General features: G+C 70.0%; 18 protein-coding genes and 1 pseudogene. 10 read left to right on the forward strand and 9 right to left on the reverse strand.

All coding sequences use genetic code 11. The annotated features are described in order from the left end of the window. The first annotated feature begins 77 nt into the window (after positions 1-77). Positions 78-1466, forward strand: coding sequence for a glutamate decarboxylase (locus tag ACF1AL_RS31895; protein WP_391778556.1), 1389 nt, complete (start codon positions 78-80; stop codon positions 1464-1466). Between the two features lie 105 nt (positions 1467-1571). After that, entirely contained in the window at positions 1572-2651 is a 1080-nt protein-coding gene (locus ACF1AL_RS31900; RefSeq protein WP_391778557.1) for an FUSC family protein, read from the forward strand. A 203-nt stretch (positions 2652-2854) separates the two neighbouring features. Here ACF1AL_RS31900 and ACF1AL_RS31905 read toward each other — a convergent pair whose 3' ends face one another. After that, entirely contained in the window at positions 2855-3361 is a 507-nt protein-coding gene (locus ACF1AL_RS31905; RefSeq protein WP_391699133.1) for a DUF6624 domain-containing protein, read from the reverse strand. A gap of 253 nt (positions 3362-3614) precedes the next feature. Further along, complete coding sequence (locus tag ACF1AL_RS31910; RefSeq protein ID WP_391778558.1) at positions 3615-4004, reverse strand: VOC family protein; 390 nt, start codon at positions 4002-4004, stop codon at positions 3615-3617. 330 nt (positions 4005-4334) lie between these two features. Between ACF1AL_RS31910 and ACF1AL_RS31915 the strand changes: the two genes are divergently transcribed. Beyond that, on the forward strand, positions 4335-4895 hold the full coding sequence (locus tag ACF1AL_RS31915; RefSeq protein ID WP_391778559.1) for an alpha/beta fold hydrolase: 561 nt from the start codon (positions 4335-4337) through the stop codon (positions 4893-4895). Between the two features lie 82 nt (positions 4896-4977). On the opposite strand, the gene ACF1AL_RS31920 is transcribed toward ACF1AL_RS31915, so the two are convergent. Together ACF1AL_RS31920 and ACF1AL_RS31925 are read right to left on the reverse strand one after the other, a co-directional pair. After that, positions 4978-5301, reverse strand: coding sequence for a nuclear transport factor 2 family protein (locus tag ACF1AL_RS31920; RefSeq protein ID WP_391778560.1), 324 nt, complete (start codon positions 5299-5301; stop codon positions 4978-4980). A gap of 126 nt (positions 5302-5427) precedes the next feature. Beyond that, on the reverse strand, positions 5428-6531 hold the full coding sequence (locus ACF1AL_RS31925; protein WP_391778561.1) for a saccharopine dehydrogenase family protein: 1104 nt from the start codon (positions 6529-6531) through the stop codon (positions 5428-5430). Between the two features lie 101 nt (positions 6532-6632). Between ACF1AL_RS31925 and ACF1AL_RS31930 the strand changes: the two genes are divergently transcribed. Then, entirely contained in the window at positions 6633-7598 is a 966-nt protein-coding gene (locus ACF1AL_RS31930; RefSeq protein WP_391778562.1) for a helix-turn-helix domain-containing protein, read from the forward strand. Between the two features lie 266 nt (positions 7599-7864). Beyond that, the gene (locus tag ACF1AL_RS31935; protein WP_391778563.1) at positions 7865-9070 is read left to right on the forward strand and encodes a DUF4241 domain-containing protein; all 1206 of its coding nucleotides are present in this window, start codon (positions 7865-7867) and stop codon (positions 9068-9070) included. A 128-nt stretch (positions 9071-9198) separates the two neighbouring features. Here the strand turns inward: ACF1AL_RS31935 and ACF1AL_RS31940 are convergent, their stop codons facing one another. Further along, on the reverse strand, positions 9199-9918 hold the full coding sequence (locus ACF1AL_RS31940; protein ID WP_391778564.1) for a class I SAM-dependent methyltransferase: 720 nt from the start codon (positions 9916-9918) through the stop codon (positions 9199-9201). Positions 9919-10268: 350 nt separating this feature from the next. On the opposite strand from ACF1AL_RS31940, the gene ACF1AL_RS31945 reads away from it, so the two are divergent. Next, positions 10269-10670 (forward strand): hypothetical protein, encoded by a 402-nt coding sequence (locus ACF1AL_RS31945; protein WP_391778565.1) that lies wholly within the window; start codon positions 10269-10271, stop codon positions 10668-10670. A gap of 33 nt (positions 10671-10703) precedes the next feature. Here the strand turns inward: ACF1AL_RS31945 and ACF1AL_RS31950 are convergent, their stop codons facing one another. Next, positions 10704-11171 (reverse strand): TetR/AcrR family transcriptional regulator, encoded by a 468-nt coding sequence (locus ACF1AL_RS31950; protein WP_391778566.1) that lies wholly within the window; start codon positions 11169-11171, stop codon positions 10704-10706. Positions 11172-11606: 435 nt separating this feature from the next. Between ACF1AL_RS31950 and ACF1AL_RS31955 the strand changes: the two genes are divergently transcribed. After that, positions 11607-12143 carry an SRPBCC family protein gene (locus ACF1AL_RS31955; protein ID WP_391778567.1) on the forward strand — a complete coding sequence of 179 codons (537 nt, stop codon included), beginning with the start codon at positions 11607-11609 and terminating at the stop codon, positions 12141-12143. Positions 12144-12574: 431 nt separating this feature from the next. Here the strand turns inward: ACF1AL_RS31955 and ACF1AL_RS31960 are convergent, their stop codons facing one another. Then, a complete protein-coding gene (locus ACF1AL_RS31960; protein WP_391778660.1) occupies positions 12575-13513 on the reverse strand; it encodes an AraC family transcriptional regulator in 939 nt (312 codons plus the stop codon). 104 nt (positions 13514-13617) lie between these two features. Here ACF1AL_RS31960 and ACF1AL_RS31965 point away from each other — a divergent pair, with 104 nt between their 5' ends. From ACF1AL_RS31965 to ACF1AL_RS31975, 3 genes are all read left to right on the forward strand, one after another. Beyond that, positions 13618-14298 (forward strand): NAD(P)H oxidoreductase, encoded by a 681-nt coding sequence (locus ACF1AL_RS31965; protein WP_391778568.1) that lies wholly within the window; start codon positions 13618-13620, stop codon positions 14296-14298. 517 nt (positions 14299-14815) lie between these two features. Next, the gene (locus ACF1AL_RS31970; RefSeq protein WP_391778569.1) at positions 14816-15859 is read left to right on the forward strand and encodes a cytochrome c oxidase assembly protein; all 1044 of its coding nucleotides are present in this window, start codon (positions 14816-14818) and stop codon (positions 15857-15859) included. A 40-nt stretch (positions 15860-15899) separates the two neighbouring features. Continuing rightward, complete coding sequence (locus ACF1AL_RS31975) at positions 15900-16646, forward strand: endonuclease/exonuclease/phosphatase family protein (RefSeq protein WP_391706567.1); 747 nt, start codon at positions 15900-15902, stop codon at positions 16644-16646. Between the two features lie 155 nt (positions 16647-16801). Here ACF1AL_RS31975 and efeB read toward each other — a convergent pair. Both efeB and ACF1AL_RS31985 read right to left on the reverse strand, forming a co-directional pair. Then, positions 16802-18057: pseudogene (gene efeB / locus ACF1AL_RS31980) on the reverse strand (iron uptake transporter deferrochelatase/peroxidase subunit). Further along, on the reverse strand, positions 18054-19298 hold the full coding sequence (locus ACF1AL_RS31985; RefSeq protein ID WP_391778570.1) for an imelysin family protein: 1245 nt from the start codon (positions 19296-19298) through the stop codon (positions 18054-18056). The pseudogene efeB and the gene ACF1AL_RS31985 overlap by 4 nt, the downstream one beginning before the upstream one ends. Between the last annotated feature and the right edge of the window lie 15 nt (positions 19299-19313).

Here is a 19313-nt window from a genome sequence, read left to right on the forward strand (position 1 = left end):
CACGTCCGCGTGCCGACCACACAACGGGGTCCGTATTGTCCGATCTGGGTCCGACTCTTGACTACGCGAGGTGAACGGTGGCTCTGCACAATGCTCAGGAACCGGCGGCCGATCCGGCCGTCGACATCTTCGCCTCGCCGCTCAGTGAGCGCCCGCTGCCCAAACGCGCGATGCCCGACCTGCCCTCGCCGCCGCCCGTCGTCTTCCAGCTGCTGCGCAACGAGCTGCTCCTGGACGGCAACGCCGCGCAGAACCTCGCCACCTTCTGCACGACCTGGGCGGACGACGAGGTCCGCCGCCTGATGGACCTGTGTCTGGACAAGAACATCGTCGACAAGGACGAGTACCCGCAGACCGCGGAGATCGAGTCGCGGTGCGTCAACATCCTCGCCGACCTGTGGCACGCTCCGACCGGCGCCGACGGCGCGAACGCGGTCGGCTGCTCGACCACCGGCTCCAGCGAGGCCGCGATGCTCTGCGGCCTGGCACTGAAATGGCGCTGGCGGGAGCGGCGGCGCGCGGCCGGCCAGTCGACCGAGCGGCCGAACCTGGTGTGCGGGCCCGTCCAGGTCTGCTGGGAGAAGTTCGCCCGGTACTTCGACGTCGAGCTGCGCCAGATCCCGGTCGAGCCCGGTGCGACCGGCCTGCAGCCCCACCAGCTGCGCGACTACGTCGACGAGAACACCATCGGCGTCGTCGCCATCCTCGGCGTCACCTACACCTGCACCTACGAGCCCGCCGCCGAGATCGCCGCCGAACTCGACCGGATGCAGGCCGAGACCGGCATCGACGTCCCGCTGCACATCGACGCCGCCTCCGGCGGATTCATCGCCCCCTTCCTCCACCCCGACCTGGAATGGGACTTCCGCCTCCCGCGGGTCGCTTCCATCAACGCCTCCGGCCACAAGTACGGCATGGCCCCGCTCGGCGTCGGCTGGGCCCTGTGGCGCGACAAGGACGCCCTGCCGGACGACCTGGTCTTCCACGTCGACTACCTCGGCGGTGACATGCCCACCCTCGCGCTGAACTTCTCCCGCCCGGGCGGGCAGGTCGTCACCCAGTACTTCATGTTCCTGCGCCTGGGCCGGGAGGGTTACCGCCGCGTCTACCAGGCCTGCGCCGACACCGCGCAGCACCTGGGCCGGCAGGTCGCCGAGATGGGCCCCTTCACCCTCCTCTACGACGGCAACGGCGCCCTGCCGGCCGTCTCCTGGACGCTCACCGACCCGGACTCGGTCGGCTGGAGCCTCTACGACTTGTCCGACCATCTGCGGATGCGCGGCTGGCAGGTGCCCTCGTACCCGCTGCCGCCCGACCGGCAGGAGACCGTCATCCAGCGCGTCCTGGTGCGGCACGGCGTCGACCGGGACGAGATCGAGCTCCTCGCCGACGACATGCGCCGGGCGATCAAGTGGCTGAACGAGGGCCACCCGCACGACGCGAGCCGCATCGGCTTCCACCACTGAACCGGCAGGACCGACGACCTGGACGAGCGGGGCGGCATGGCCGATACGAGCGGACGACAACCACCACCCGCTCAACGGGGAAAGGCCGCTACCTGGTTGTCGAGCGTGTTCGAGGTCAGCCCCGCGGGCCTGAACTGGCCGCGAGGCGTGATGTTCCTGGACGTTGCGCTGGTGCCCTTGATCGTCTTCTGGGCGATCGGGTACGAGCAGTACCTGCTCAGCGCAGTGTTCGGGCTGCTGTTCGCGGCGCTGGAAGACCCGGGTGGAAGCTACCGGAGCCGCGCCTGGCACATCGCCCTCTTCGGCCTGATCGGCGCGGGTGTGACCGCGCTGGGATTCGGCATCGGCGGCCAGGACTGGGGCTGGATGGCGCTGACGGCTTTCGCGGTCACCCTGGCGGCCGGCCTGATGGTCGCATTCGGGACACGACGATTCGTGAATGCCCTGCTCCTCAACATCTGGTTCCTCATCGCGCTCGCCCTCGGGTTCGGCATCCACGACTCCGCCCACATCACGAGTCACACCTGGGCCCAGGCCGTCTCCTGGGCGGGCGGATCGCTGCTGTGGATCGTGATCACGTTCCTCTGGTGGCTGAGCCACGGACGTCGGGACCGGCCCCAGCCGTTCGCCGAACTCCCCGGCGACACCGCGCGACGGAAACTGACCCCTCCGCTGATCATGTTCGCGGTGATCCGCGCCCTGGTCATGTTCGCCACCGTCGCCCTCGCGTTCGGACTGAACCTCGACCACGGCCTGTGGATGCCGATCGCGGCCATGGTCGCGATGAAGCCGAGCCTGGAACAGAGCACACTCGTCGCCGCTCAGCGCCTCGCCGGCGCCCTGATCGGCGCCATCGCGGCAGCGCTGCTCCTGCTGATCCCGACCAGTGAACACGGACTCAAACTGTTCGCGGTCACCCGTGGACTCGAAGTGGTCGCTCTCATCCTGTTCATGCACGGCGCGGCCATCCGCTTCTGGAACTACGCCTACTACTGCGCGGCCATCGCCGCAGCCGTCCTCATCCTGCTGGACCTCCAACAGCCCTCCGATTACGCCGCCGAGGGCTACCGGGTGCTGTGGACGCTGTGCGGCGCCGGTCTCGGTGTACTCGTCATGCTCCTCGCGGGCCTGCTCGGCAAACGCGCCGCGAAACGCACCACCAAGGCACCACCGCGTCCGGCCTGAGCGCCACGCTACCCCTGCACACGACCCGCACCGCGGCCAGGGCAGAACCGAAGACCGGGCCGTCATCCAGCGGTATGCGCCGTCCAGAACCGGGTCGCACATGTGCCCAGGTCAATACGCCGGTCGGTCGAGCGAACGCACCGAAGGCGTCAACGGGCGGTTCACTGCGTCCGCGATGGCGCGACGGCGACGGAGCGGGGGCGTTACGTCATGGAGAACTTGGCGACGTACTCGTCGAAGGGCTCGATGCCGACGTCCGCACGGCGTTCGTCCATGCGCTCGGGCTCCTCGCAGGGCCACGGAACCGGCGCTCCGTCCTTCACGCCGGCGATCTGGGTGCCGTAGACCTGCTTGCGGCCCTCATTGACCAGCGTGCGGTCGCGCAGGAAGGCCAGCTCGCGCGGGCTCGCCGCGCCTGCCGACACCGCCTGCTCCATCAGCTGGAGGGCACGACGCTGGACGTCGAGCTGCCGGTCGGCGTGCTGAGCGATGAGCCATGCCGCGCGTGCGGCCTCCTCGCCGACCAGTTCCGCCGTCGGCCAGCCGTACTCGTCCATGATCTCGTTGAGCCGGTCACCGTGCTGGGCGGTCAGCCGCCGCCACGCCAGCTGCTCGGCGGGGTCGTCGCTGTTCGCACGAACTGCCAACCGGTGATCGGCCGCAGCCATGTCCGTGAGTTCCGCTGTCAGTCCGGCAATGTCGTGCGCCACTTGCAACTCCCAGGTCAGATCCGTGCTTTGTGTCCGCCCGTAAGCCTAGAGGTGCAAAACGGATGTAAAGATCATTCCGGAGAACGGTGACAGGCACCTCGCCGCACCGGGATAATGGATCTACTCCCGACCGCCGTGGCGCTGGTCGAGGGCTCGAGGCGCCGTGATGTCGGGGAACGGCCCAGTCATGCGCGGTCAGCTCAGGCGCCTCCTCCTGTCACCACGTCGCCTGGGCCTCATGCGGGAATGGCAGTCAGCTGAGATAGTCCGCGCGCCCTTCGTCGTCGAGTTGGAAGGGACCCTCAGGAATGATGCAGAATTCGTTGCCCTCAGGGTCCGCCATCACCAGGAACCCGCCGTCGGCGTACTGCTCCAGCCTGCGTCCACCAAGTGACTCGACCCGCTGCTGCTCGGCGACAGGGTCGGCTGAGCTGACGTCGAAGTGCATGCGGTTCTTGCCCGACTTGGGTTCGGCGGTCTGCTGGAAGCCCAGACCCAGGTCGTTCTCTCGCCGCAGCCATACGTACGGGCCGGTACGGCCCACGATCGGCCTACCGAGCAGTTCGGACCAGAACGTCGCAAGCCGTTCCGGGTCATTGGCATCGACGATGAGGGCATTGATCCGCATGGATGAGTTCGCCATAGCCTGATCCTCTCAGGGTTGCGCAAGGCCGCTCAGCAGTGGACTGCAGCCAGGGAGAATTCGCCCTGAAGACCACGAAGTCGCACTGGATTACGGGCGGCCCAGCGAAGGCCGGCAGTCGGACCAGTATCAAGACCAGTAACGGAATGGCTTTTCCGCAGGGGGAGTTGAGGCGTCGGGGTGATCTCGGCCCCGCGTGATCGCTGTTCGTGGAGATCCATATGGCGGTACTTCGTCCGCCGTTCGGGTGCCGGCCCGGTTCCACCCCGCGCTGGCACCCGTCCGCAGCGGGTAGCAGCCGGTCGTCGGATCGGGTGAGGGGCGATTGCCATGACAGGGACTCAGCGGATCTTGTTCATTCAAGGTGGCGGCGCGGGCGCGCACGACGCGTGGGATCAGAAGTTGGTCGACGGCCTGAGGCGAGAGCTCGGAGAGGCCTACGAGGTCCGCTACCCGCGGATGCCGGACGAGGACGACCCGAGCCATGCGCGATGGGGCCCGGCGCTCCGGCGTGAGCTGGCGGAACTCGGGGACGGCGCGGTGGTGGTGGGCCACTCCGTGGGCGGAACGATCCTGGTCCATGCCCTCGCCGAGCAGCCGCCGGAGTGCGCACTCGCGGCGATCGTCCTGATCGCCGCCCCGTTCGTCGGCGACGGCGGCTGGCCGGGCCGCGAGTTCGAGTTGCCGACCGATCTCGGCGCGAGGCTGCCGCGGGAGACGCCGGTGCACGTCTTCCATGGACTCGCGGACGAGATCGCCCCACCGCTGCACGCCGACCTCTACGCCCGCGTGATTCCGTGGGCACAGGTGCACCGACTGCCCGAACGCGACCACCAGTTGAACAACAGCATGAGCGAAGTGGCGAAAGTGATCAGCCCCGGCAAGCCTTAGACCCGGCCTCTTGCATGCCTGTAGATGCGTGGCGCTCCATGCGCGGAGTCGCGAAGGCCGGGCCTGGCCGAATGTGACCGTCCTACGCCTGGCCGGTCTCGAAGCGGGACACTTTGCCGTCGTCGATGGTGAAGTGCCACTGGGTGCGCATCTCGCCCCAGGTGTCGTTGCGGTAGCTGGCGACGAGCGTGCGTCCGTCGTCCGCCTCCGACTCGACGTCCATGTGTCCACGGGCGGAGAACACCTCGCGGTCGAGCCACTCGCGGACGTCGCGGTCGGTTCCGTCGTCGGCCATGGTCGCGCCCCGTGCCAGGACGTCGTACACGGCGCTCTGGTCGCCCGCGTTGAGGGCGGTGATGAAGGCGCGTACGGCCGGGTCGCTGAGCTGTTTCACGGGAATCGTCATGCCCTACCCGTACACCGGCACCGCCCGGCCCCGTCGCACCCTCGCCGTGGCCGTCCCTCCGACAGCGGCTCGGCCGGCCCGCCAGGGGAGTGAGGACTGGTCGGGGCCTTGCCGCGGCTGTCGCGGTCAGGGCCGGTTGTCGACTTTGCTGTCGCGGTCGAGCCCTGAGCGGTGGCCGGGCCGGCCACGGTGGGTCGGCGCCTGCTGAAGCGTGACGGTGATGTGGGGCGCCAGCGACCCGAGGAAGTCGAGCGGGTCGAAGATCTCGCCGGCGGAGGCGACGCCCACCGTCCGGGTCCGCCCGTCGAGGATGCGGGCGACGGCCTCGACCGCAAGGGGCGCCGTGACGGCGTAGATGTCCTTCCCTGCGGCGACCGCACCGCGCTGGGCGTCGCCGCGGCGCACGACGACGTCGACGAGAAAGGTCTGCGCGGAGCGCCCCCGCTCATCGACGGCGGTAGGCGTGGGCGTGTCCGGCGAGCTCACGCCTCCCGCCGCCTCGGTCGTCATGTAGGTGCGCACCTCGGGAACGGCCAGGTGGCTCGGGACGGTGACGACGTCGGCCATGGTGAACCCGCCGATGACGGGTCGGCTCCCCATCGGTTGCGGGAACGGCCACGTCAGGGTCGGTAGTGCGTCGTCGTGGTACTCCAGCCGGCCCCGGGTGAACCGCACCCGGCGTCCGCCGCGCCGTTCGGCGGACACCTTGCCCGCCAGCCGGGTGCCCGGGGTGGGATGCCAGCTGTCCAGGCCATAGGCGACGTGCACCTCGTCGGCCTCCATCCAGTCACCCATCGCCGCGCTGACCAGCAGGTCACCGAGCCCGCCGTAGAACGCCATCGCGGGCACGATCACCGCACCGGCGCGGCGGGCGCGCTCAGCGAAGTGCGCGAAGGTGTCGGCGTTCGCCTCGATCTCGGCGGCGACATCGACGTACGGGATCGAGGCGCGCAGCGCCGCTTCGATCACCGGGGGCGCGGTGAGTGCGAACGGCCCCGCGCAGTTGATGACGGCCGCGACCCCCGCCAGTGCCCGGTCGAGCGCGCCGGCGTCGTCCGCGGCAGCCGGTCTGACGTCGAACCCCGGGAACTCGTCGGCCAACACTCCCAGCTTGCGGGCATCACGACCCACGAGCACAGGCGTGAACCCCCGCTCCACCAGGTGCGCCACCACGAACCGCCCCGTGTGGCCGTACGCGCCGTACACCGCCACCGTCTGTCCCGCCGGCATGACGTTCTCCCTTTACCGGACCGATCACCTGACGTCATCCTGGCCTGGCCGGGAGACACACCGTGAGTGTCCGGAACGACATGCCCCATACAATTCCGGACATGGCTTCTGTCGCGCTGGCCGTCACGGACGGCATGCTGCACTTCGAACTCGCCGTGGCGCTGGAGGTGTTCGGATCCGCACCGGCCGCCGTCACCGTCCCCTGGTACGACCTGACCGTCTGCGGCCCTCGCCCCGTCCGGCTGGGCCCCTTCCGTCTCGTCCCGGACCACGGCCTCGACCACCTGCGGCGCGCCGACACGGTGATCGTCCCCGGCTGGGCCGACGTGGACGTCCCCCCGCCCCCGGACCTCGTCGCGGCGCTGCGGGCCGCCCACGAGGAGGGCGCCCGCATCGTCTCGCTGTGCACGGGCGCCTTCGTCCTGGCCGGCGCCGGTCTCCTGGACGGCAGGCGTGCCACCACCCACTGGGCCCACACCGACGTCCTCGCCGGCCGCTACCCCGCCGTCCTGGTCGAGCCGGACGTCCTCTACGTCGACAACGGCACCGTACTCACCTCCGCCGGCAAGGCCGCCGCCCTCGACCTGTGCCTCCACCTCGTCCGCCTCGACCACGGCTCGGCGATCGCCAACACCGTCGCCCGCCGCCTGGTCGTTCCGCCGCACCGCGCCGGCGGCCAGGCGCAGTTCGTCACCGCCCCGGTCCCCGACCAGGACGACCACCCGCTCACCGCGCTGTTCCCCTGGATCATCGAACGCCTCGATCAGCCCTTGACGGTGGAGGACTTGGCCCGCCAGGCGGGTATGAGCTCCCGCCACCTCGGCCGTCACTTCCGCGCGGCCACGGGCAGCACCCCTCTCCAGTGGCTCCTGGCCCAGCGCATCCGCCGCGCCCAGGAACTCCTGGAGAAGACGGACGACGACATCGACACCATCGCAAGATCCACGGGCATGGGTACGGCCACGACACTGCGCCGCCACTTCAACCGCACACTGGGCGTGCCGCCGGACACCTACCGTCGCACCTTCCGCTCGCGGACGCAGGAGCGGCCGCAGCGCAGCGCGTGAACGTCTTATCGCCGTCTGCCTGCTCTGCTGCGGTTCCGTGTCCGCTGCGGGAGGGCACCTTCGGTCGAGTCCGTACTGGGCGGAGTGCACACGTTCCCGCCCTTGCGCATCGGCGCTCTTCTCACGGACACCGCAAACTCAGTGTCACACCTGCCTGGCAGACTGGCGGCACAACGAAGCTTCGGAACGGCAGGGCGTTGCGGCAGTGTTCACCGTCGAGCGCAACTGGTCGGTGAGGCTGGTACCACGGGGGGAGATGCGCGGCAGTGATCTTCGACAGTCTTGATGTGTCGTACGGCGAGATGTGGGGTTCCTATCGGGGAATGACCCATCCGGGCCCGATGTCGCGCGCGCTCGCGGCACGCAAGCATGCTGCCGGGATGGATTACGCGGTTCTGCTGTCCGCGCGGGAGCGACCGCTGGCATTGATCGAACACTGGCCGCGCCGGATGTGGCGTGTGTATCTGTTCGACGACAGGTCCTGGCGCATGCAGATGATCGACCTCAAGCCGCACGGCACAGGGATGTTGCTGGCTCAGCGGAACACCCGATGGCAGTTCTCCACCGAGCAGGAGTACTTGTCCGCTAAGTGGGATGTTCAGGAGACCACGACCGTCTCGGCCGACGGGCAGGTCGAGGTGAAGTCCGAGTTCGCCGGGCCGAGAGGAGCGTCGACGGAGCCACTGCACGCTCGAACGTCCGGCCCGTCTGGCACCCCCGTGCGACGGTTCGCGGCGCCCGTCGAAAGCTTCCTTTGCCCCGTACCGGAATTCGGAGACTGGCAGGTGTTCGCGCCGCTCCTCGCCCAGCAGGGCCACGAGCCCGCCACGACCGTAGTCCTGAGCGACGTGTCGGTGGACGAAGGATCGGGACCGCTGCGCGCCACCGGTATCGAGCAGCTGTTCAGCCCGGGTGCGTGCGACACTCCGGACGGGCCGGTCGCCGTCGAGCTCGTTGACGCCGGCATGCTACGGATCACATCAGGACAGCTGGTGGTCTCGGACCCCGCCTGGATCGGAGAGACCTCGCGGACCATCGCCGTCCCACCGGGCGAGTACCCGGTGACGCTGTCGCTCCTGCGCACAACACGCTGGACTGGTGTCGCCGCGGCCAGGGTGACGTTCCTGGACATCGCGCCGAGCGAGTGGGACATGGCCCTCCGGCCCGATGAAGACCTGGGGCTGCTGGGCGAGGGCCAGTTCTACGGAGTTGGCGTGGATACCGGCACAGTCTCCTTCATGGATGCGACTCGGACGGTGAGGGAGGACCAGCTGGACGAGGACCTGTTCATACCCCTCGGCAGCCATTTCAGCGTCGAACTGCCCGGCGTGGAGCCCGAGCCGAACCTCATCGCCTTGCGTGCCGGCCAGGGTGATGGGGCCTACCCCGTCTGGATCGGCCGCGCAGCTGACGGACAGATTGGTTGCGTCGTCGTCGACTTTCAGCTCCATTCCGCCGACGGGGGAGAGTAAGGAGCCGCCGACCGTCGACGCGAGGCCGCACCGCCCGAGACTGGGACACGGCAAGGCGACATGCGTGGCACTGTGGCAGGCGGACCCGCTGCGGGCTCGATGCCGAGCCCGTCGGCTGAGCCGTTGCATCAGAAGGCGCGGAAGCTCTCGAAGGGCGGCTCGAATGGGGGATCAGGCAAGCGTATGGCCTTGCAGCGGGTCGCCGGCTTGGCCGGAACATCAGCTGTTGGCGCCGTTCGAGAGCCGTCAGTGAAGGCGCCGGGAACCACCGTCCATCCCAGGTTCTGCTCGTAGTAGCGGACGGCGGCCTCCACTGATGGCGTCCCGGCGTCGTCCACAATGATCAGCCCGCCAGGTCGCACGATTTTGCGCAAGAAGTACAGATCGACGAAGACTTCATGAAACCGGTGGCTGCCGTCCACGAATGCCGCGTCGGCCACAAGACCTTCAGAGAGGAGTTGAGGGAGCGCCATCGACGAAGGTGCGGGCACGAGCGAAGCTATCGAGTCCAGTCCCGCGGAACGCAGCAAGTCCCAGCCAACGTTGGACCAGTCACGTTCTTGGAACGGGTCGACGATGATATGCCGGGGCCGAGGCGCGTCCACGGTGACCAGTGCTTCGCCGATCGCGAGTGCGGAACTTGCGTAGGCGAGACCGATCTCGACAATCGTCTGCACGCCCTCGGAGATCAGCAAGTCGCGCAGCTGGTCACACTCACCTTCGGGCAGGGTGACTGTCTCGAAATCCCCCTCGCGATTCCGCGTCCACGGCGGCCCCTCCTGCGCGAGCCGGCGACGTACTCTGCGAATCCGCGCCCCGTGTTCATCCGATTTCTTGGTACTGGCCATCCCTCCACGCTACGGGCGCACCGTCGGTGAAGGTGGAGGATTATGAGCTGCGCCGGCCGACACGCTCACGGAGAACTTCGTCCTGGATCACGTCCGGGACCGCTGAGAAGGCCGGCACGCGGCGTTGGCCCTGCTGCGCGAGAAGCTCCCGATCAACGACGGGCTACGGCACGCGAGCCTCAACCCGACGGCGTACGGCAATTCGTCAGCCGAGTTGGTCGTCGGGCGGCCTCATCGCTGTCGGCTCTGTATACGCTGGTGCGCGTGGATGTAACGGGGTGTCTCGGGTGCGACCTTCTGACCGGGCGCCGGGAGTTGCCAGGGGGCGTCGTGCACGAGACCCTGCCTGGGTGGTGAACCACGTCGTCGGCCCGATGAATCTCGGCACATTGATCGTCGGCCCGCGGGACCACGTCGTGGCCATCGCCGAACTCGACGACACGGCAGCGGCGGAACTCGGCCCGCTGCTGCGCGATACCGCTCGTGTCGTGGAGACCTTGTGTCGGCCCGAGCAGACCTACGTCTGCATGTGGTCGCACGGCCGCGACGCGCGCAAGCATCTACACATCGCGGTCCAGCCGGTGACCGCTGAGGTGAGGAACCGCTACGGCGGACTGCGCTCCGAGCAGCTCCAGGCCCGGATGCTGGCCGACGGTGACGAGCCGGACATCACGGAGGTCGAGCAGTTTTGCGAGCGAGCTCGCGAGCTGTTCCGGTCGATCGCAGACAACAGGGCCGAACACCGCAGCTGATCCCCACGCCCTCAACGGGAGGTTGAAAAAGGCTCACTGTGTCGGCTTCTCCAGGAGCGCGGCGAACTCCTCCAGGGCGAGATCGGTGCGCTTGCGTTCGCCGGTGGTGGTGAGGTCGAAGAGCAGGCCGCGCATGACGGCCATGACGAGGGTGGGCGTGGCGGTGTCGTCGTCCCCGGTGGTGACGTCGGCGAAGACGGCACGCAGGGGACCGAACCAGCCGGTCACGGCCCCCGCCTGGTCAGGGTAGCGCTCGGGGTGGGCCAGCAGGTCGGCGTGGACTTCGAAGAACAGCTTCACGAACGGGGCTCGTTCAGGTGCACTCAGCCACGTCCAGATCGCTCGCAGGCGTTCATGAACGGTGGCGCCGGTCGGCGGCCGGCCGTGCGTGAGACGCTCGGCGTCGCGCCGTGCCTCGGCGAGAACTGCGCCCACCAGCTCCTGCTTGCGCCCGAAGTCGTAGAGCAGCATCCGCGGGCTGGTACCCAGTGCGACGGCCATCGAACGAAGACTCAGTCCGCCCGGCCCCTCCGCGAGGACCCAGTCGGTGGCCCGCGTCAGTACGCGGTCGGTCCCGACCGGCCTGCGGGCAGGTCTCCGAAGGAGCTGGCTTCTCCGACGCCCTCAACTGTGCCGCCGGCGCCATCGGCGGCACCATCGCCGCCGACCGCCTGCCTCATGGAGGCGCCGAGCAGGCACTGAGGGCGGCAGCCGCCGCACGCCCAGGCCGGGACCACCGCGTCGACCAGATGGCCTCCGTGCCCCTGCCGGGACCGGTCCTTCGCCTCCATCAGAAATCCGAGTGCCGGCCGACGGTTGCGAGAACACCGTCAATCCAGAGAGGACTTGACGTCCCCCGCTGACTCCGAGAGCATTGCTCTGGTTAGAGGGCGCCGCTCATTCTGGAGAGCGGCGCTCTTGGAGACTGGGGGAGACGTGAAGCTCTTCTACAAAGGTCCGTCACTCACGGAACTGCACGAGGAGTACGCCAAGAGGGGGCGCCTGGACGAAGAAGCACCGGTCAAGTCGATCAACTCAGTGACGATCGACGCCCCGGTCCACACGGTCTGGCAACTGATCAGCGACATGCACAACTGGCCCGCCTGGCGCTCCGACGCCCGCGTTACCGAACTGGAGCGCATGGAGCCGGACGCCAACTTCCGGTGGACGGTCCGCGGAACGTCCATCAAGTCCACCTTCGCAGTCATCTCGCCGGAGGAGGAACTCACATGGACCGGCGTGGCAATGGGCTGCATGAAGGCGATCGATCGCATGCGGTTGGCGCCGACCGCGCGGGGCGGCACCCTCGCCACCATCGAAGAGTCGCTGTCCGGTCCGCTCCTCACTCTCTTCTACAGCGACAAGAAACTCCGCAAGGGGCACCAAGACGTTCTGCGCATGCTGAAGGCTGCGGCCGAAGGGCAGCCGTTGGAACCCACACACCGGAAGCCGGTACTCCTGCCTCAAAGGTGAGGGGCTGCGCCCTCCAGGGCGGTGAAGCGTCCATGGCCCTCACGACCGGCTTCGGCTACGCACCACCTTGTTCCCCGCATGTCCTTCATGGACATCGCGGGCCTCTACCTGCTTTCCACCCGACCACGCCCACCCCCGGCTGCCGCACTACCGCCACCGGACTCGCGCCCCAGCCGCTGGGGCTGCTGCTCACCGCGGCCGACGTAGACCCCAGGGTCTGCGACCTGTCTCGTCTGCTGCCCGACATACCTTCGCCCCTGCGGTCCGCAACGCCCTGCATTCTGTAACGCCGGCTGACTCTGGGCGGCAGGCCCACGGGTCCCGGGACCAGCTACGACGAACTACCCGACCCCGCCACCGCGGCCGCCATCACCCTGGCCGGCACACTCATCCGGCGGAAGGCACGCAGTGCCCTGGGCTGATCACACCAGTCAGGCTTCTGTGGTGCGGAAGACGCTGGGGCTCAGGCCACGGTGACGTTTGAATGCGGCGCTGAAGCCGAAGGCGTCCGCGTAGCCGACGGATTGGGCGATCTGGGCGATGGCGAGGTCGGTCTCGCACAGCAGCGCCTCGGCCTCCTCCATGCGGTATTCGGTCACGTAGGTGAGTGGAGGACACCCCATGATCTCGGTGAAGCGTTTGGCGAACAGTGCCCGGGAGACTCCGCACTGGGCGGCGAGCGCGGCCACCGTCCACCTTTGGGAAGGCTGGGCGTGGAAGGCTTGGAGGGCGGGGGAGAGTATCGGGTCGGCCATGCCGCGGTACCAGTGCGGTGCGTCGGAACGTGCCTGCGCGAACCAGGCGCGCAGCGTACATACCAGGGCCCAGTCCAGGAGCCGGTCCATCAGCGCTTGCGAGCCGGCTGAGTGCAGGGCGGCGTCGACGGCGGCTTGCTCCAGCCAGGCGCAGACGTCGGCGTCCTCGCTGACCACCAGCACCGGCGGCAGGCCGCGCAGCAGTCGCTCGTGGCGACGGCTCGAGGCGCGGTAGGCGCCCACGATCAGTGCGGTCGCTCCGTCCGGATCGTTGCCCCAGCGGATGCCGCCGAGGTTCTGGGCGGTGCGCTCGGCGGATTCCGTGAAGCAGGCGATCTCGTACTCGGCGTGGGGGCGGTCGAAGGAGGTCGGCCCGTCCGCGAGGTGAAAGGTGTCCGGGCCGCGTACGACTGCCGTGTCACCGGCGCGGACCGCTCGTTCGGTTCCGTCGGGCAGGCGCAGGGTGCCGCCACCGCGCAACACGCTGACCATGGTGAGCGGCGCACCGTCGGCGAAGCGGATGGTCCAGGGCGCTTCCAGCACAGCATGGCTGACCACCGAGCCCTCAGCCCGGATGCCGCTGAGCAGAGTACTCAAGGGATCCACCAGGCCGATCGTAGACGAACCCCTATGTCATGGAGCGCTTCTCCTATGGATCATCCAGGCGATCACTCGTGTACTGGACGAGCAGCACCGACGCAGACCAGTCAGGAGAAACGATGCCGCACCTCGACAGCACAGCCGGGACCGCCCTTGTGGTCATGGCTCACCACCGCGCAGACTCCCTCACGGCGCACACGGCCCGCCGTACCGTCGCGCAACTGGAGAGCGCCGGATACGACGTCGACCTGCTCGACCTGCACGCTGAAGGGTTCGACCCGCGGATGAACGCGGCGGACCAGCCCGACTGGGGTGACCGGGACAAGCCGTACTCGGACGAGGTCCGGGCCCACATGCGGCGCATCCTGGACGCCGATCTCGTCGTCGCCGTGTTCCCCGTGTACTGGCAGAGCGTGCCGGCCCTCCTCAAGGGCTGGATCGACCGCGTATGGAACTACGGATTCGCCTACGGCCGCAGCAAGCCCCGCCTGGCCGGCAAGCGCATGCTGTGGCTCGGCCTGGCCGGTGTCACCTCCGACGACCCCGTCACGGAGGGGATGCGTGCCGTGCTGGAGACCAACCTGAGCGAAGGCATCGCCTACTACTGCGGATTGGCCTACTCCTCCGTCGCCCTCCTCCCCGACGCCGAAGAGCGCCCGCAGCGCCTCGACGCCGAGGGAAACCTGCTGGTCGGCGAGGCGGTAGCGGGAGCCGAACGCGAGGCGCAGTACGCCGAGTTCGACCGCCGCGCGAGGAAGGCCGTGGAACGGTTCCTCGCGGCGCAGTGGGTGGCGGGCTGAGGACCACGGCAGCGATCGGCCGGTACCTCAAAACGAGATCACGCGCAATCGGGCTCACTACGACCACGAGGCTCTCGGCAGCTGATACGCAGGCCCTGATGTCGTCGGCAGCACGGAGGTCGGGGCCAACGCAGACGACACGGGAGTGGGCGGTACCAGTGTCACCGCGCTGGCCTCGACGGCCACCGACCGAGGGGCGTGTCAGCAAGCTGCGGCGCGTGCCCCTTGGCGAGAGCCCCGGGCGAAGAGCCGCATGGCGCGAGGACGGCGGTGTCGATGTGGCCGACGCAGATCATGCCGATGGAGAGCGCGAGGTCGACTTGCACATCTGACGCCCTCCTCCGTCACGGGCTCGACTGGACGACCGCCGGACACCGCGGGACTCATCGCCCCACCCCGGATCCCCTGGGCGTAGCTTCATACGGGGCCCGCTGCCCGGTGTCGGTCGGCGGGGGACTACCGTCCCGCAGGGAAGAGGGACGGCTGGCGTCGTCAGGCATGAAGGAGGACACACGGCATGGCCGGTAACGCGGTGATCCTGGCCCAGCTGCCGGAGCTGACCGATGGGCGGCTGCTGTCCTCCTGGCAGCTGGACGTGCCCGCGCTGCTGCTGGTGATCGTCCTGGGCGCGCTCTACGGCTGGGGCATGGCGCGGCTGCGCCGGCGCGGCGAGCCCTGGCCGCCCGGCCGCACCGCCGCCTTCGCCCTGCTCGGGCTCGGCGGCCTGGTCGTGGCCACGATGTCCGGGCTCGCCGTGTACGACCACGAGCTGTTCTGGCCCGCCGCCGTGCAGAACATCCTGCTCGACCTGGTCGCCCCGCTCGGCCTCGCCCTCGGCGATCCGCTGCGGCTGGCCGTCGAGGCGCTGCCCGAAGGGGCCACGACACGGGTACGGCGGCTCATGACGGGCCGGGTGGTGCGGACCCTGACGTTTCCCATGGTGAGCACGGCCCTGGTGCTGGCCACCGAACTGACGATCTACTTCACGCCGTACTTCGCAACCGCCCTGCGCGTGGGTTGGCTCCACGAGCTGATGTACCTGCACCTCCTGGCGGCCGGCAGCCTGGTCGTCGTACCGGTGCTGACGCACGAGGAGGCGCTGCCGGCGTGGTGCACGCATCCGGTACGGGCGGCGCTGGTCTTCCTGGACGGGATCGTCGACGCCGTTCCGGGCGTCGTCGTCATGACGCACGGCACCCTGATCGCCGGCGCCTGGTACCTGCACCACGCGCCGTCCTGGTCGCCGGACGTTCAGCACGACCAGCAGATCGGCGGCGGTGCGATGCTCAGCATCGCCGAGCTGGTCGCGCTGCCCTTCCTGCTGGCGATCCTGTACCAGTGGGCGCGCGCCGAACGCGCCCGGACCCCGGCCCTGGACCGCCGGCTGGACGCGGAACTCACCGTCGTCCCCGCCGCCCCTGCCGGCGCCCACGGCGACAGGCCCCGGGCAGACGTCTCGGCATCGACCGGGGGCCCGGCCCCTGAGCGGGTACGCCCCTGGTGGGAGACGGAGCAGAACGACGTGGCCGCGCGCATCCGCCGCCAGAGCGGGAACGGATGACGCGCCCGGGACGGAGAGACAGAGCGTGGAGAGGGGAACCGTGCAGGATCTGCCCCAGTCGGCGAAGGAGCCCGACGGCTCCGTGGTCGTGCGTGTGCTCAGTTACAACGTCCGGTCCATGCGGGACGACGTCGCGGCCCTCGCGCGGGTGATCCGCGCCTGCCGGCCCGACATCGTCTGCGTCCAGGAGGCGCCCCGGTTCTTCCGCTGGCGCAAGGCCGCCGCCCGCCTGGCGCGGACCTCCGGACTGGTCTACGTCACCGGCGGCGCGACGGCGTCCGGCCCCATGATCCTCTCCTCGCTCCGCGCCCACGTCGAGCGCACCGAGGACGTCCTGCTGCCCCGTACGCCCGGCCTGCACCAGCGCGGCTTCGCGACCGCCGTGCTGCGGTTCGGCCGAGCCAGGCTCGGGGTGCTCAGCTGTCACCTGAGCGTCCAGGATCAGGAGCGCTACGAGCAGGGCCGGTTGCTCCTCGACCAGCTGGCCGCCCTGGACGTGCCGTACGCCATCGCGGCGGGCGACTTCAACGACCGGCCCCACGGCCGCACCTTCGGCCTGCTCGCCGACGCCCTGCAGGACAGCTGGGCGGCAAAGCCGTGGGGGAGGGAGCACACCACCCGGCTGGGCGACCCGTTGCAGCGGATCGATGCGATCTTCGCGACCGAGGGTGTCGAGGTGCTGGGATGCGGGGTCCCGATGGGGCTACCGGGGGTCAGCGAACGAGACCTGAGGACAGCCACGGACCACTTGCCGGTACTGGGCGCCTACCGAGTGCCCGCGGCATAGCGAGAGGGCCGGCCTCACGCGCGATCGGCAACTGAACCGACCTGGGGGAGGGGTGGACGGTTGCGGCGGAACGTCGGAGCCAGCGGGCCGTGCGGCGCGGGCCAGGGCGCGGTGGTTGCTGATACCGCGGACCCGTCTGAAGACGCCGGCCGGCGTCACGCGCTGCGGAGCAGCCCGCTGCCCAGCCAGTCGGCGCGGCCCGCACGCCGGGTGGCAGGAAGAAGTAGCCGCCGCCGAAGGGTGAGATGTAGTCCGTCAGCGGTTCGCCCGCCAGCCGTCGCTGCACTGCCTGGAACTGGCGGTCCAGGTCCTGCTGGAAGGCACAGAAGACCAGGCCCATGTCGAGGTTGCCGTTGGCGGAGGTGCCCAGGTCGTAGTTGTAGCCGCGGCGCAGCGGCCGGGTGTCCTCGCTGCCCGGGGTGCGGGGGTTGGCGCGGCGGATGTGGCTGTCGAGCGGGATCACATCGCCCGAGGGATCCTTGGCGTAACGCGGGACGTCGTGCTCGTCCTGTCCGTCGAGGGGCGCGCCGGTGTCCTTGCGCCGGCCGAACATGCGCTCCTGTTCGTTGACCGACACGCGGTCCCAGAACTCCACCAGCATGCGGATCAGCCGGATCGCGAGATAGCTGCCGCCGGTCGTCCAGGGCGGCTCGCCGCTCCCGGGGCCGACCCACACCAGCCGGTTCATCGCGCGCGGGTCGGTGACGTCGGGATTGGCGGTGCCGTCCTTGAAGCCGAGCAGGTTGCGGGAGGTGCCCGAGGGGCGGGGTGGGCTGTCGAAGCCCTGGATGCGCCAGCGCACCTGCATCCCGCCGCGGGTGTGCCGGGCGACGTCACGCAGCGCGTGCAGCACGGTGTCCGGGTGGTCGGCGCCCAGTTGCAGCAGCAGGTCGCCGTGGCACCAGGCGGGGTCCAGGGCGTCGTCGGGGAAGGTCTCCATCGGGGTCAGGCGGCGTGGCCGGTGCGAGGCCAGGCCGTACCGGTCGTCGAAGAGGGAGGCGCCGAAGCCGACGGTCGCCGTGAGACCATCGGCGGGCACGTCGGGTCCGAGCACGCCCGAGTCGGGCGGCGGCGCGGAGATGCCGACCGGGTCGGGTGCTCCGCCCCCGGTCAGCGACCGTAGACGTGCGGTCAGGGTACGCAGCAGCTCGGCCAGTTCGGCGCGGTTTGCGGCGGTGACGTCGAAGGAGACGAAGGCGGCGTGCGGCTGCTTGGGGGTCAGTACGCCGGCCTGGTGGGGCCCGTGGAAGGCCGGCGTGGTCGCGGCCGCCCGTCGCGCCGCGGGGGCGTGGTCCGGGGCGCAGGACGCGGTGGCCGTGGCGCCGAGGACGCCCGCGGCGGCGCCGCGCAGGACGGTGCGCCGGGCCGGCGGCCTGTCGCCGTCGTGTTCGTCCCGGTCCGTGGGGTTCACGCGGTCCTCCTCGGCTCGCAGACCACCGCGACGGGGGCCAGTTCCTCCACCAGGTCGCCGAAGGCGGCGTCGATCCGTTCGCGGTCCGTCCGGCCGAGCCTGCGCAGCGGCGTCCAGGTGCCGTCGTGCCGCTGGGCGTCGAGCCGTCGCCGTGCCGTGTCGAGGGCGCGGTCGATCCGCTCCGGGTGCGGCAGTCGGGAGGTGAGCAACGGGCGCAGCAGGCCGAGCACTTCGGCGGTGCCGTCCAGGTCGGCCCGGGCGGTGGCCAGGGTGGTGCCGCTGCCGTAGTCGGTGCGCCCGGACAGCTGGAGCTCGATCGTGTCCTCCACGATCTCGTGGGCGCGCAGGCCGATGTCCGCCGGGTCGACCTCGGTGCGGGCCCACTGGGCGCGCAGGCGTGCCAAGGTGCTGGTGAGGCGGTCCGCCTCGGTGCGCAGCCGGGTGAGGGACTCGCCGTGCCACAGGCCGTACTCGATGCGGTGGAAACCCGTGAAGTCCCGGTCGGCGGTCCCGTGCGGAAGCCCGTCGGCCGTGCCGTCGAGGGCGTCGTTCAGCTCCCCGAACGCGCCGTAGGCGGCGCCGAGCCGCTCGTAGGACAGGTGGGCGGTCTGCCACGCGCGGCGGGCGGCGCCCCGCTCGCCGCGGGAGAGGGCGTCGCGGAGCGCGTCGGCGTCCGCCTGCAAGGGCGTGAGCCGACCGGTGACCCACCGCTGGTAGGCGAGCGCCACCGGGATCAGGTCGTGCTCGGTGACCGGCCGGACGGCGGGGCCCCGCTCGCCCGGCCCGGACACGGGCACCGCAGGGCCGCTCATGGCGTCCCCGCCGGAGGGCAGGCACAGCAGGCGGTACGTCCCCGGGCCCAGCCGCACCGGCATCGGACGGCTGGTGCCAGGCGCGAGTTCTTCCACTTCGGCGAGGACGGCACCGGACGCGGCGTCCTGCAGCCGTACCTCGACGGGCAGGTTCCCGCCGTTGCGTACGGTGAGCCGCTGCGGCCCCGGGTGCGGGTGGGCCCAGCCCGCGCCACAGCGGCCGGGCGCGGCCTCCACCGGGCTTCCGGTGCCGGCGCGGGGGTGAGCGTCCCCGCTCGCCGACACCCCCTGGGCGGCGAGCGCTCCCGCCGTGACCAGGGCGCCGACGGCGAGGAGCGCGCCGTACCGCCGCCTTCCGCGCACGGCACGCGGCAGACGCCGACGCCCTGCTCCGCCGCTGCGCGCGGGTCCGGAGTCGGTGCTGCGCATGGGCCCGGGCCCCCT

This window comes from Streptomyces sp. NPDC014801 (assembly GCF_043082085.1).
In the GTDB taxonomy this organism is placed as follows: Bacteria; Actinomycetota; Actinomycetes; order Streptomycetales; family Streptomycetaceae; genus Streptomyces.

What these genes read in the sequence shown, in the direction of transcription:
- ACF1AL_RS31910 (WP_391778558.1), bottom strand. Translation starts at nt 4,004, where the DNA reads ATGGCGAACTCATCCATGCGGATCAATGCCCTCATCGTCGATGCCAAT.
- ACF1AL_RS31915 (WP_391778559.1), top strand. Translation starts at nt 4,335, where the DNA reads ATGACAGGGACTCAGCGGATCTTGTTCATTCAAGGTGGCGGCGCGGGC.
- ACF1AL_RS31920 (WP_391778560.1), bottom strand. Translation starts at nt 5,301, where the DNA reads ATGACGATTCCCGTGAAACAGCTCAGCGACCCGGCCGTACGCGCCTTC.
- ACF1AL_RS31925 (WP_391778561.1), bottom strand. Translation starts at nt 6,531, where the DNA reads ATGCCGGCGGGACAGACGGTGGCGGTGTACGGCGCGTACGGCCACACG.
- ACF1AL_RS31930 (WP_391778562.1), top strand. Translation starts at nt 6,633, where the DNA reads ATGGCTTCTGTCGCGCTGGCCGTCACGGACGGCATGCTGCACTTCGAA.
- ACF1AL_RS31940 (WP_391778564.1), bottom strand. Translation starts at nt 9,918, where the DNA reads ATGGCCAGTACCAAGAAATCGGATGAACACGGGGCGCGGATTCGCAGA.
- ACF1AL_RS31950 (WP_391778566.1), bottom strand. Translation starts at nt 11,171, where the DNA reads ATGGCCGTCGCACTGGGTACCAGCCCGCGGATGCTGCTCTACGACTTC.
- ACF1AL_RS31965 (WP_391778568.1), top strand. Translation starts at nt 13,618, where the DNA reads ATGCCGCACCTCGACAGCACAGCCGGGACCGCCCTTGTGGTCATGGCT.
- ACF1AL_RS31970 (WP_391778569.1), top strand. Translation starts at nt 14,816, where the DNA reads ATGGCCGGTAACGCGGTGATCCTGGCCCAGCTGCCGGAGCTGACCGAT.
- ACF1AL_RS31985 (WP_391778570.1), bottom strand. Translation starts at nt 19,298, where the DNA reads ATGCGCAGCACCGACTCCGGACCCGCGCGCAGCGGCGGAGCAGGGCGT.